This is a genomic window from Pseudomonas sp. zfem001 (assembly GCF_032621725.1).
GTDB classification, from domain to species: Bacteria; Pseudomonadota; Gammaproteobacteria; order Pseudomonadales; family Pseudomonadaceae; genus Aquipseudomonas; species Aquipseudomonas sediminis.
The window spans coordinates 60,291-72,954 of the sequence record NZ_JAVYJI010000001.1 but is presented as its reverse complement, the minus strand read 5'-3'; the positions used below and the strand labels follow the sequence as shown (position 1 = coordinate 72,954).

Sequence of the window (12,664 nt, the reverse complement as noted above, 5' to 3'; positions counted from 1 at the left end):
GTGCGGGGCGTCGCGCGCTGATCATAGCAGCCTGCTCGCGCTTGGCATCCCCCAAATAGGGTGGGTGTGCAGTTCCTGGCAATGTGGTAAAGATAATTGCATAAACATACAAGAAGACCGTCCCAGAGGTGGCCCATTGGGTCAAAACGGCCAGGTTAGGCTGTAATACCGGGATAAGGTTCTGTTCTAAGGTCTCGCATGAACGCTTCGCTGCTCGAAACCCCATTGCGCCGCTTGCCCTTCAGTTTCGCCAAGCGTCATGGCCTGGTGTTCGTCATGCATGACGGGCGCGCCAGTCTGGCCCATCGCGCCGACTGCGACCTGGCTGCCCTGGCCGAGGCGCAGCGTTTCGCCGGGCGCAGCCTGCCGCTGCAGGTGCTCGATACCCAGGCGTTCGCCCAGGCGCTGGGCGCTGCCTATCAGCACGACTCCGCTTCCATGCAACTGGCCGAGGATATCGGCGGCAGCTTCGACCTGGCCTCGCTGGCCGATCAGGTGCCGGAAACCGAAGACCTGCTGGAGCAGGAAGACGATGCGCCGATCATCCGCCTGATCAACGCCATTCTCGGTGAAGCGATCAAGGAAAACGCCTCCGACATTCACCTGGAAACCTTCGAGAAACGTCTTGTCGTGCGCTTTCGCGTCGACGGCATCCTGCGTGAGGTGCTCGAACCCAAGCGTGAGTTGGCTGCCTTGCTGGTATCGCGGGTCAAGGTCATGGCGCGTCTGGATATCGCTGAGAAGCGCGTGCCGCAGGACGGGCGCATTTCCCTCAAGGTCGGCGGGCGAGAGGTGGACATTCGTGTATCGACACTGCCCTCGGCCAACGGCGAGCGGGTGGTGCTGCGTTTGCTCGACAAACAGGCCGGGCGCCTGTCGCTGCAGCACTTGGGTATGCGCGCCGAGGATCGCGCGCTGATGGAAGACACTGTGCGCAAACCGCACGGCATTCTGCTCGTCACTGGCCCCACCGGTTCGGGCAAGACCACTACGCTGTACGCCAGCCTGGTCAGCCTCAACGATCACACACGCAACATTCTTACCGTCGAAGACCCCATCGAATATCACCTCGAAGGCATCGGCCAGACCCAGGTCAACACCAAGGTGGACATGACCTTCGCCCGTGGCCTGCGCGCCATCCTGCGCCAGGACCCTGACGTGGTGATGGTCGGCGAGATTCGCGACAAGGAGACCGCCGAGATTGCCGTACAGGCCTCGCTGACCGGCCACTTGGTGTTGTCCACGCTGCACACCAACAGCGCCATCGGCGCCATCACTCGTCTGGTGGATATGGGCGTGGAGCCGTTCCTGCTGTCGTCATCGCTGCTTGGTGTGCTGGCCCAGCGCCTGGTGCGGGTGCTGTGCCCGGCGTGCAAGGAGCCCTACGAGGCTGATGAGGCCGAATGTGCGTTGCTCGGCGTGCCGACCAGCTCACCGCCGACGCTCTACCATGCGCGTGGCTGCGCCCATTGCCATCAGCAGGGTTATCGCGGGCGTGCCGGCATCTACGAACTGGTGGTGTTCGACGAAACCATGCGCACCCTGGTGCACAGCCGCGCCTCCGAGCAGGACATGACCCGCCACGCCCGCACGCTGGGCCCGAGCATCCGTGACGATGGCCGGCGCAAGGTGCTGGAGGGGGTGACCACGGTCGAGGAAGTGCTGCGCGTGACGCGAGAAGAATAGATGGCCGCTTTCGAGTACATAGCCCTCGATGGGCGCGGCCGTCAGCAGAAGGGCGTGCTGGAGGCCGATAGCGCGCGCCAGGTACGCCAGTTGCTGCGTGAGCGACAGCTGGCGCCGCTGGAGGTCAAGGCCACGCGCAGCCGCGAGCAGGGCGGTGGCCAGGCGCGCCTGGGGTTTGTCCCTGGCCTGTCGGCACGTGATCTGGCGCTGGTCACCCGTCAGTTGGCGACATTGATCCAGGCGGCATTGCCCATCGAAGAGGCGCTGCGCGCCGCTGCCGCGCAATCCACCAACTCGCGTATCCAGGGCATGTTGCTGGCGGTGCGCGCTCGCGTGCTGGAGGGCCACAGCCTGGCAGGTAGCCTCAAGGAGTTTCCGGCCGCTTTTCCCGAGCTGTATCGCGCCACGGTGGCGGCGGGTGAGCACGCGGGGCACCTCGGCCCGGTGCTGGAGCAGTTGGCCGATTACACCGAGCAGCGTCAGCAATCGCGGCAGAAGGTGCAGCTGGCGCTGCTTTATCCGGTGATTCTGATGTGCGCGTCGCTGCTGATCGTCGGCTTCCTGCTCGGCTATGTGGTGCCGGACGTGGTCAAGGTGTTCGTCGATTCCGGGCAGACATTGCCAGCGCTGACGCGTGGGCTGATCGCCCTCAGTGATTGGGTCAAGGCCTGGGGCCTGGTCGCGTTGGTGGTGCTGGCGCTGGCGGTCTTCGCCTTGCGTGCAGCCCTGCGTGACGAGGCATTCAAGCTACGTTGGCATCGATTCCTGCTGCGTATACCGCTGATTGGGCGGCTGGGTCGCGCCACCGATTGCGCGCGTTTTGCCTCGACCCTGGCCATCCTTACCCGCAGTGGCGTACCGCTGGTGGAGGCGCTGGCGATTGCCGGTGAGGTGATCGGCAATCGGGTGATCCGTGGCGAGGTGCTGGTGGCGGCACAGAAGGTGCGTGAGGGCGGCAGCCTGACCCGTTCGCTGGAGGCCACCGGGCAGTTCCCGCCGATGATGTTGCACATGATCGCCAGTGGCGAACGTTCCGGCGAGCTGGATCAGATGTTGGCACGCACGGCGAAGAACCAGGAAAACGACCTCAGCGCGCAGATCGCTCTGCTGGTCGGGCTGTTCGAGCCTTTCATGCTGGTCTTCATGGGGGCAGTGGTGCTGGTGATCGTGCTGGCCATCCTGTTGCCGATTCTTTCTTTGAACCAAATGGTGGGGTAATTAGGTGATACGCAGACAAGCAGGTTTCACGCTCATCGAAATCATGGTGGTTGTCGTCATTCTGGGCATTCTGGCAGCGCTGGTGGTGCCGCAGGTGATGAGCCGGCCGGATCAGGCCAAGGTCACCGCCGCGCAGAACGACATCCGGGCCATCGGTGCGGCGCTGGATATGTACAAGCTCGACAACCACAACTACCCCAGCACCCAGCAGGGCCTGGAAGCGCTGGTGAGCAAGCCGAGCGGCAACCCACAAGCGAAGAACTGGAACAAGGACGGTTACCTCAAGCGCCTGCCCATCGATCCGTGGGGCAACCCTTACCAATACCTGGCGCCCGGCACCAAAGGCGCCTTCGATCTGTATTCGCTCGGCGCCGACGGCAAGCAGGGCGGCAGCGACCTGAACGCTGATATAGGCAACTGGGATCTCTGACCTGAGCATGATCGGTGTGCCGACAAAGACGCGCGGTTTCACCCTTATCGAACTGCTGGTGGTGCTGGTCATTCTCGGCAGCCTGATCGGTCTGGCTGTATTCAGCACCGGCATCGCCGGGCCGGGACGCGAGCTGCGCAGCGAGGCCGAACGCCTCAGTGGGCTGATTGGTGTGTTGCTCGATGAAGCAGTGCTGGATAACCGCGAATACGGCCTGAGCTTCACCCGTGAGGGCTATCGGGTGTTGCGCTATGACCCGCAGCGCGCCGAGTGGCAGGCGCTGGATCGTCAGGCCCACCGCCTGCCGGAGTGGGCCGAGCTGGCCTTTGAAGTGGAGGGTGAGGTCCTGAGCCTGGCGACTGAGGCCGGTGCTGATACGCCGCAGTTGCTGATTCTCTCCAGCGGCGAGCTGACGCCATTTCGCCTGCGCCTGGCCGAGCGCAGGCGCGACGGCCTGCGCCTGCAATTGTCCAGTGATGGCTTCGGCCTGCCGCGTGTCGAGGAGTTGGGCGCGGGGCGTGCCGGATGAAGGGCGCGCGCGGTTTTACGCTGCTCGAGGTGATGGTGGCGCTGGCGATCTTTGCCCTGGTCGCCGCCAGTGTGCTGACCGCCAGTGCACGCAGCGTGCGTACCGCCAGCCAGCTGGAAGACAAGACCCTGGCCATGTGGGTAGCCGACAACCGCATGACGGAATTGCAACTGGCCGAGACCCCGCCCGCCGATGGCCGCGACCAGGGCCAGGTGGAATTTGCCGGGCGCCGTTGGTCGTGGCAGAGCGAAATCCAGGCCACCAGTGAGCCGGCCATGCGCCGTGTGACGCTGTGGGTCGCCGCCGAAGAGCGCGGCGCCAGTGGCGATCTGCGTGAGCGGGCGCTGGTGAGCCTCAGCGGTTTTCTGGGGGCGCCATGATGCGTAGGAGCGAGCTCTGCTCGCGAATCCGTGGCGACGCCATTTCGCTCGCGGCGCTCGCTCCAGCCCGTAGGGTGGGCCGGGCGGCGCTCCGCTTCAGCCCACCAATAGCGGCCAGCTCTGGTGGGCTAAAGCCCACCCTACCAATTGGCGAGCCCCAGCGCTTTTCTAAGGGCTCCATGATGTGTGGGAGCGCTCAGCGCGGCTTTACCCTGCTGGAGCTGCTGATCGCCATCGCCATCTTCGCCCTGCTGGGATTAGCCACTTATCGCATGCTCGACAGCGTGCTCAGCGCCGATGCCGTTACCCGCGAGCACGAACGTCATTTGCGCGAGCTGACCCGCGCCCTATCTGCCTTCGAGCGCGATCTGCGCCAGGTGACGGTGCGGCCGATTCGCGATGGTTTCGGCGATGCTCAGCCAGCGCTTCACAGCGACCTGACCGATGCCACGGCGCTGGAGCTGACCCGCGCTGGCTGGCGCAACCCGCTGGGCCAACCGCGACCCGAGGTGCAGCGAGTGCGCTGGCAGCTAAGTGGCGAGCAATGGCAGCGCCGTTATTGGCGTGTGCTGGACCGCGCGCAGGACAGCGCACCGCAAATCCAGCAGGCACTCGATGGCGTGGAATCGCTGAGCCTGCGCTACCTGGACAAGGACGGGCAGTGGCAGCCCGACTGGTCGCCGGCCAATGCCTCCGGCGACGGCCTGCTCACCGATTTGCCGCGCGCGATCGAGCTGCGCCTGCAGCATCGCCGTTATGGCGAATTGCGTCGCCTGCTGCGCTTGCCGGATTTGCCGGCAGAGAACCGTGCTGGCGGGTCGCCGGACGAGCCGAATGAGGTGCCGCAGGCATGAGGCGGCAGAGTGGGGTGGCGCTTATTACCGTGCTGCTGGTGGTCGCCGTGGTGACGGTAGTCTGCGCTGGTTTGATCGCTCGTCAGCAGCTGTCGATCCGCAGCAGCGCCAACCAGTTGCACGTGACCCAGGCCTGGCACTACGCACTGGGCGGCGAGACCCTGGCCAAGGCGATTCTCGAACGCGATCTGCGTCAGGGTGATCCGCGCCAGCCGGTGGACCATCCGCTGGAGCCCTGGGCCCGGCCGCTGGCGCCGTTCCCGCTGGATGAGGGCGGCGAGCTGCGTGTGCGTATCGTCGACCCCAGCGGTCGTTTCAATCTCAATAGCCTGGTGCGCCAGGGCCGACCCAACGAGCTGGCGGTGCTGCGTTTGCGTCGCCTGCTGCTGCGCCTGGGAATCGACAAACCTTATGCCGAGCGCCTGCTGGACTGGCTCGATATCGACAGCGAACTGCAGGGCGGCAATGGCGCGGAGGATGGCCAGTACCTGTTGGCGACACCACCTTACCGCACGGCCAATCGCGAGATCACTGATGTGTCCGAACTGCGCCTGCTGCTGGAGATGGAGGAGGCCGACTACCGCCGCCTGCAGCCCTTCGTCAGCGCGCTGCCGAGCGAGGCGCTGCTCAACGTCAACACGGCCAGTGCGATGGTGCTCTCCAGTCTGTCCGACGGCTTGAGCCCAGATGCGGCTATGTCACTGATTGCCGGGCGCGGCGCCGAAGGCTATCCCAGCGCTGCGGCCTTCGCTGCCCAGCCTGCGCTTGCTGGCCTGGGTGAGCAGGTGGTGCAGGGGCTGGCGGTCGGCAGCCAGTATTTCGAGGTGTTCAGCGAAGTGAGCCTGGGTGAACGCCGGGTGGTATTGCGCAGCCTGTTGCAGCGCAGCAATGATGGCCAGGTCAGTGTCCTGGCGCGTGATCTGGGGCAGGGCGGTATGCCGCCACGTCCTATTGAGGAAGAACAAGAATGAACTCGACATGGATATTCCTGCCGCCCGAGGCGTGCCACGACCTGTCAGCGGACCTGCCCGTCATGCGTGTTACGGCAGATGACAGTCGCGCCTTGAGCCTGGCCGAGGCTCTGGCCGATATTCCGGCGCACTGGCAACTGGTGCTGCCGGTTGAGGCCGTCACCGCGTGCGCCGTGCAACTGCCGACGCAGAAGGCGCGCTGGATGCGCCAGGCGCTGCCGTTCGCGGTAGAGGAGCTGCTGGCCGAGGATGTCGAACTGATGCACCTGGCCCTGGGTGAGCAACTGGCCGATGGCCGTCACCGTGTCTACGCGCTGCGCGCCAGCTGGTTACGCGAGTGCCTGGCGCTGTTCGCGGCGCAGCCGCCGCAGGCGATCCGGGTCGATGCCGATCTGTTGCCGCCCCAGGGCAGTCAGTTGCTCTGGCTGCACTCACGCTGGTTGCTCGGCGGCGAAGCGCCTTGGCGCCTCGCCCTGCAGCGCGAGGATTGGCCCGTGCTGGCAGGGCGCTGCCCCGCGCCGCATATCGCCAGTGCGCCGGCGGGGCAGGCGCTGCCCGAATCGGTCGATGAAGTGCACCTTCTGGAGGATGCGCATCAGTGGCTGGTGCGTCAGCATGCGAGTGTCGACCTCGCGCAAGGGGAGTTCGCCCTGCGCCAGAGCGGTGACGGCTGGCTGCGTTGGCGGCCGCTGGCCGGGGTGCTGGCGCTGTGTCTCGTGCTGCAGTGGGGCTTCAATCTCGCGCAGGGCTGGTACCTGCAGCGCGAAGCGGATGCTTATGCCGCGTCCAGTGAGGCGCTGTACCGCGAGCTGTTTCCGCAGGACAGCAAGCTGATCAACCTACGCGCGCAGTTCGACCAGCATCTGGCGCAGTCTTCGGGCAGCGCCAGCCCGGTGCTCGGCCTGCTGGCCGAGGTGGCAGCGGCGCTACATGCCGAGGGCGCGCCGCAGGTACAGGTCAATCAGCTCGACTACAGCGCGACCCGTACCGATATGTCGCTGCAGTTGCAGGCACCGGGCTTCGCCGAGCTGGAGCGTTTGCGTGAGCGCCTGGAGGCGGCAGGACTGTCGGTGCAAATGGGCTCGGCCAGCCGCGAGGCCGAAGGCGTCAGCGCGCGCGTGGTGATAGGGGGATGAGCAGCATGTCGAGAACAGGGTTGAGCGAGAGTCTGCAACTGCACTGGCAGCGTTCGCCGCTGGCGCAACGCTGGCAGGCGCTGCCGACGCGTGATCGCCTGGCGCTGGCGGCGCTGAGCGTCTTCCTGCTGCTGGTGGTGTTCTACCTGGCGTTGTGGCAACCGGCGCAGCGCCATGCCCAGGCTGCGCGCGCCGCGTTCGAGGAGCAGCGCGCGCTTTATACCTATCTGCAAAGCCGTGCGCCGCAGGTGCAGGGGCGTGACCTGCAGCCGCGCGCCAGCCTCGACCCGGCGCGCCTGCAGGGCGTGGTCACGGCGAGTGCGGCGCAGCAGGGGCTGGTGATCGAGCGCCTGGATACCGAGGGCTACGGCGCGGTGCAGGTCAACCTGCAGCCGGTGGCGTTCGCTCAGTTGCTGCGCTGGATTCAGGCGCTGGAAGAGCAGGGCGTGCGCGTCGAGGAAGCCGGGCTGGATCGCGCCGAGGAAAACCGCGTGACTGCGCGCTTGAGTCTGCGCGTAGACGGGTAGGGTGCGCCATGCGCACCGGCTTCTTATGGGGCTCGCTATCGCGCTGGGTCAGCTCGGTGCGCGCGGCGCACCCTACGCGGTGGTGGTCCTGCGGGTAACAGCGCGCACCCGATTGGGCGGTTAGGGAACGTTGGTGCGCCGATACGGTGCCATTTACAACGCTGGATGACATGCGAAAGCGGCGTTGAAGCCCATGAAACGGGCTTTTGCTGATTGATGGCCTGAGTATTGCTGTAGATATCCGTTTACCCTTTTCTGCTTGATCACTCCTTTTGCGGGCTGTCAATATCTGCGCCCGGCGCTTCTGGTGCTTCTGTAATTAGTTGTCGCATTGAGGAAATATCGCCTCATTGCCTGCCGCTAGAATGCCGCACACCCAGCCAAGGCCCCTTTGTCGCTTGTCCACCACGACAGCGCAGCACCGCCTTCTACAATCCATAAAAGGCCCGGGCCCCTCACTGCCATCGATGTCATACCCAATTCGAAGGAGCAAAGAATGAAGAAGATCGCACTGCTTGGCGCCCTGGCGCTGTCCCTGATGTCGCCCTTGGCCATGGCCGAGAAGCCGCTGCGCATTGGCATCGAGGCGGCCTACCCGCCCTTCGCATTCAAGACTCCCGATGGTCAGATTTCCGGCTTCGACTACGACATCGGCAACGCCCTGTGCGAAGAGATGAAAGTCGAGTGCAAGTGGATCGAGCAGGAGTTCGACGGCCTGATCCCGGCTCTGAAAGTGCGCAAGTTCGACGCCGTGCTGTCGTCCATGTCGATCACCGAAGACCGCAAGAAGTCCGTCGACTTCACCGGCAAGTACTACGCCACTCCGGCCAAGCTGGCGATGAAAGCCGGTACCGAGATCAAGGACCCGCTGGTAGACCTGAAAGGCAAGAAGATCGGCGTGCAGCGTTCGTCCGTGTATGACCGTTACGCCACCGACATCTTCGCTCCGGCCGGCGCCGAGATCGTCCGTTACAGCTCGCAGAACGAAGTGTTCCTGGACATGCAGTCCGGCCGCCTGGACGCCACTCTGGCTGACTCGGTGAACATCGACGACGGTTTCCTCAAGACCGACGCTGGCAAGGGCTTCGCATTCGCCGGCCCGGACTTCACCGAGGTGAAGTACTTTGGCGAAGGCCAGGGCATTGCCGTGCGTAAGGGTGACCAGGCGCTGGCCGACAAGATCAGTGCTGCCATCCTGGCCATCCGCGCCAACGGCAAGTACAAGGAAGTGCAGGACAAGTACTTCGACTTCGACGTTTACGGCGAGTAAGCGTCCCAGGCAAAAAAAGTGGCACAACCTGAAAAAGGTTGGTGCCACTTTTTTCTTGGTTCTGCGGGGTTGGTTCTTGCTGGCCTTGGCTGAATGCCAACCGTGCGACCCGTCGTGTGAGCGACATGAATTTTCTTTGTGCTAGGCGGCGCCTGGGGTGCCTGAGAGGTATTAGCGCATGCTTCAAGGCTACGGCTCGACCATTCTCGATGGTGCCTGGCTCACTCTGCTTCTGGCACTGACGTCGATGGCAGTGGCGATCTTCCTCGGCCTGCTGGGTGCGGCCTTTCGCCTGTCGCCGGTGCGTTGGCTGGCGGCGTTGGGTGATACCTATGCCACGGTGATTCGTGGCATCCCCGATCTGGTGCTGATTCTGCTGATCTTCTACGGCGGCCAGGACATGGTGAACCGCATTGCGCCCATGGTCGGCTATGACGATTACATCGACATTAATCCCTTCGTCGCCGGCGTGTTCACCATGGGCTTCATCTTCGGAGCCTACCTGTCGGAAACCTTCCGCGGCGCCTTCATGGCCATCCCCAAGGGGCAGGCGGAAGCTGGCGCGGCCTATGGCATGAGCGGGATGCAGGTGTTCTTCCGCATTCTCGTGCCGCAGATGATCCGTTTCGCCATTCCCGGTTTCACCAACAACTGGCTGGTGCTGACCAAGGCCACCGCGCTGATTTCCGTGGTCGGCCTGCAGGACATGATGTTCAAGGCCAAGAGCGCGGCCGACGCGACGCGTGAGCCGTTCACCTTCTACCTGGCGGTAGCGGGGCTGTACCTGGTGCTGACCAGTGTGTCTTTGCTGGCGCTGCGTTTCCTCGAGAAACGGTATTCGGTAGGTACCAAGGCGGCTGACCTATGATCTTCGACTATCAAATGATCTGGGAGAACCTGCCGCTGTACTGGGGCGGCGTGCTGGTCACCGTGAAAATCCTGCTGATCTCCCTGGCGGTCGGTCTCAGCCTGGCTCTGCCGTTGGCGCTGATGCGGGTGTCGAAATCGCCCTGGGTCAACTTCCCGGCCTGGCTCTACACCTACGTGATTCGCGGCACGCCGATGCTGGTACAGCTGTTTCTGATCTATTACGGCCTGGCTCAGTTCGAGTTCATCCGTGACAGCTTCATGTGGCCGTATTTCTCCAGCGCCACCTTCTGCGCCTGCCTGGCGTTTGCCATCAATACCAGCGCCTACACGGCGGAAATCCTCGCCGGCAGCCTCAAGGCTACGCCGCCGGGTGAGATCGAGGCGGCCAAGGCCATGGGCATGTCGCGAGCCAAGCTGTACCGGCGCATCCTGCTGCCGTCCGCGCTGCGCCGTGCGCTGCCGCAGTACAGCAACGAAGTGATCATGATGCTGCACACCACGTCGCTGGCGTCGATCGTGACCCTGATCGACATCACTGGCGCGGCGCGTACCGTCAGTTCGCAGTACTACATGCCGTTCGAAGCCTTCATCACTGCCGGCCTGTTCTACTTGGCGCTGACCTTCATCCTGGTGCGCCTGTTCAAGCTGGCCGAACGTCGCTGGTTGGCCTACATGGCCCCGCGTAAGGGCTGATGCCATGACGATTCAAGAGAACCCGAACATGTACAAACTCGAAGTTCAGGACCTGCACAAGCGCTACGGCAGCCATGAGGTGATCAAGGGCGTGTCGATGGCAGCCAAGGCGGGCGACGTGATCAGCATCATCGGCTCCAGCGGCTCGGGCAAGAGTACCTTCCTGCGCTGCCTGAACCTGCTCGAGCAGCCGCATGCCGGCAAGATTCTGCTCAACAACGAAGAGCTGAAGCTGGTGCCGGCCAAGGATGGCTCGCTGCGTGCCGCCGACGCCAAGCAACTGCAGCGCATGCGCTCGCGCCTGGCCATGGTGTTCCAGCACTTCAATCTGTGGTCGCACATGAGCGCCCTGGAAAACGTGATGGAAGCGCCGGTGCACGTGCTTGGCGTGAGCAAGGCCGAGGCCCGCGACAAGGCCGAGCACTACCTGGCCAAGGTTGGCGTCGCGCACCGCAAGGATGCCTACCCGGCGCACATGAGTGGCGGTGAGCAACAGCGTGTGGCTATCGCCCGTGCCCTGGCCATGGAGCCGGAGGTTATGCTGTTCGACGAGCCGACTTCGGCGCTCGACCCGGAACTGGTCGGCGAGGTGCTCAAAGTGATGCAGGACCTGGCCACCGAAGGCCGCACCATGGTGGTGGTGACCCACGAAATGGGCTTTGCCCGCGAGGTGTCGAATCAACTGGTGTTCCTGCACAAGGGGCTGGTGGAAGAGCGCGGTTGCCCGAAGGAAGTGCTGGCCAATCCGCAATCCGAGCGACTGCAGCAGTTTCTTTCCGGCAGTCTCAAATAATAAGAAGCTAGACTGCGCACTTAACTGGTGCGTTGAACCCATTGAATAGACGCTAATGACCCCCCATCGAATCGGCTTTCTCTATTGGCCCGGCACCAAGGCTTTGACGTTGTCTCTGGCGGAGGAAGCCCTGCGTGTTGCCCAGCGCGTGCACCCGGAAGTGGTGTACGAGCTGGTGTTCCTCCAGGCCGAGCCGCTGGTTGCAGGTGACTGGCGTCTGCCGGGCGAGCCCTGGGCCGGGCATCTGGAAGGGTTGGACAAGCTGTTCCTGCTCGCCGATACGCCGCCGGCGCAGGTGTCCGCCGGCCTGGCGGCTGCGCTCAAGCAGCAGGTGCGCAGCGGTTGCGTGATCGGCGGGCTGTCTGCGGGGGTCTATCCGCTGGCTCAGCTCGGTTTGCTCGATGGTTATCGCGCGGCGGTGCACTGGCGCTGGCAGGACGACTTCGCCGAGCGCTTCCCCAAGGTCATCGCCACCAGCCACCTGTTCGACTGGGATCGCGATCGTCTGACCGCCTGTGGCGGCATGGCCGTGCTCGATCTGCTGCTGGCGGTGCTGGCGCGCGACCACGGCGCCGAGCTGGCCGGTGCGGTGAGCGAGGAACTGGTGGTCGAGCGCATTCGCGAGGGCGGTGAGCGTCAGCGTATTCCACTGCAGAATCGCCTGGGCTCCAGTCATCCGAAGCTGACCCAGGCCGTGTTGCTGATGGAAGCCAACATCGAGGAGCCGTTGACCACCGACGAGATCGCCCAGCATGTGTGCGTGTCGCGTCGTCAGCTCGAGCGCATCTTCAAGCAGTACCTCAATCGCGTACCCAGCCAGTATTACCTGGAGCTGCGCCTGAACAAGGCGCGCCAGTTGCTGATGCAGACCAGCAAGTCGATCATCCAGATCGGCCTGTCCTGTGGTTTCTCCTCGGGGCCGCATTTCTCCAGTGCCTACCGCAACTTCTTCGGCGCCACGCCGCGCGATGATCGCAACCAGCGCCGCAGCAACAGCCCCTTCGAGCTGACGTCGACGCCGGTCGAGCGGGGCTGAGACGCCTTTTGGGAGCGAGCTCTGCTCGCGAAGCTCTGGTGTTGCCCTCGGTTCGCGAGCAGAGCTCGCTCCTACGCTGCGGTGGCCGTAGCCCGGATTGCATCCTGGCTATGCAGGCGTGAATTTCGATACCGCCCGGTCAGCCTGCGGAGAATTTTTCCTGTGGCGTGCTCCAGGCTGTGATCTGCGATTAAACTGCGCCTTTCCGACGCTTTCTGTCGCTTGGACGAAAACCCGCGGAAAACCTGGGGTGGCGCTGTAAGAAGTTGTC

Annotated in this window: 14 protein-coding genes; all 14 read left to right on the top strand. The window is 64.0% G+C overall.

Annotated elements, in window-relative coordinates; translation table 11 throughout:
- Window positions 1-198: 198 nt before the first annotated feature.
- The 14 genes from gspE (at window position 199) to argR (ending at window position 12,393) form a co-directional block, all read left to right on the top strand.
- Window positions 199-1,686, top strand: a complete 1,488-nt coding sequence (gene gspE / locus RTH74_RS00395; protein WP_316913395.1) for a type II secretion system ATPase GspE — start codon at window positions 199-201, stop codon at window positions 1,684-1,686.
- Complete coding sequence (gene xcpS / locus RTH74_RS00390; RefSeq protein WP_316913394.1) at window positions 1,687-2,904, top strand: GspF family T2SS innner membrane protein variant XcpS; 1,218 nt, start codon at window positions 1,687-1,689, stop codon at window positions 2,902-2,904. It begins immediately after the preceding gene.
- A gap of 4 nt (window positions 2,905-2,908) precedes the next feature.
- Complete coding sequence (gene gspG, locus RTH74_RS00385) at window positions 2,909-3,334, top strand: type II secretion system major pseudopilin GspG (RefSeq protein WP_099525190.1); 426 nt, start codon at window positions 2,909-2,911, stop codon at window positions 3,332-3,334.
- 7 nt (window positions 3,335-3,341) lie between these two features.
- Complete coding sequence (gene gspH / locus RTH74_RS00380) at window positions 3,342-3,863, top strand: type II secretion system minor pseudopilin GspH (protein ID WP_316913393.1); 522 nt, start codon at window positions 3,342-3,344, stop codon at window positions 3,861-3,863.
- Window positions 3,860-4,243, top strand: a complete 384-nt coding sequence (gene gspI, locus RTH74_RS00375) for a type II secretion system minor pseudopilin GspI (RefSeq protein WP_316913392.1) — start codon at window positions 3,860-3,862, stop codon at window positions 4,241-4,243. Before gspH ends, gspI begins: the two co-directional genes overlap by 4 nt.
- Before the next feature lie 179 nt (window positions 4,244-4,422).
- A complete protein-coding gene (gene gspJ / locus RTH74_RS00370; RefSeq protein WP_316913391.1) occupies window positions 4,423-5,097 on the top strand; it encodes a type II secretion system minor pseudopilin GspJ in 675 nt (224 codons plus the stop codon).
- Complete coding sequence (gene gspK / locus RTH74_RS00365; protein ID WP_316913390.1) at window positions 5,094-6,068, top strand: type II secretion system minor pseudopilin GspK; 975 nt, start codon at window positions 5,094-5,096, stop codon at window positions 6,066-6,068. Before gspJ ends, gspK begins: the two co-directional genes overlap by 4 nt.
- On the top strand, window positions 6,065-7,204 hold the full coding sequence (gspL, locus tag RTH74_RS00360; protein WP_316913389.1) for a type II secretion system protein GspL: 1,140 nt from the start codon (window positions 6,065-6,067) through the stop codon (window positions 7,202-7,204). Before gspK ends, gspL begins: the two co-directional genes overlap by 4 nt.
- Window positions 7,205-7,209: 5 nt before the next feature.
- On the top strand, window positions 7,210-7,731 hold the full coding sequence (locus RTH74_RS00355) for a type II secretion system protein M (protein WP_296235862.1): 522 nt from the start codon (window positions 7,210-7,212) through the stop codon (window positions 7,729-7,731).
- Between the two features lie 496 nt (window positions 7,732-8,227).
- Window positions 8,228-9,001, top strand: a complete 774-nt coding sequence (locus RTH74_RS00350; RefSeq protein ID WP_099525196.1) for an ABC transporter substrate-binding protein — start codon at window positions 8,228-8,230, stop codon at window positions 8,999-9,001.
- 178 nt (window positions 9,002-9,179) lie between these two features.
- Window positions 9,180-9,869: an ABC transporter permease gene (locus tag RTH74_RS00345; protein ID WP_106733825.1), complete on the top strand. Its 690-nt coding sequence runs from the start codon at window positions 9,180-9,182 to the stop codon at window positions 9,867-9,869.
- Window positions 9,866-10,564: an ABC transporter permease gene (locus RTH74_RS00340; protein WP_106733826.1), complete on the top strand. Its 699-nt coding sequence runs from the start codon at window positions 9,866-9,868 to the stop codon at window positions 10,562-10,564. The genes RTH74_RS00345 and RTH74_RS00340 overlap by 4 nt, the downstream gene beginning before the upstream one ends.
- Before the next feature lie 28 nt (window positions 10,565-10,592).
- Window positions 10,593-11,357 (top strand): ABC transporter ATP-binding protein, encoded by a 765-nt coding sequence (locus RTH74_RS00335; RefSeq protein WP_099525199.1) that lies wholly within the window; start codon window positions 10,593-10,595, stop codon window positions 11,355-11,357.
- A gap of 55 nt (window positions 11,358-11,412) precedes the next feature.
- Complete coding sequence (gene argR, locus RTH74_RS00330; protein ID WP_099525200.1) at window positions 11,413-12,393, top strand: transcriptional regulator ArgR; 981 nt, start codon at window positions 11,413-11,415, stop codon at window positions 12,391-12,393.
- Window positions 12,394-12,664 lie beyond the last annotated feature (271 nt).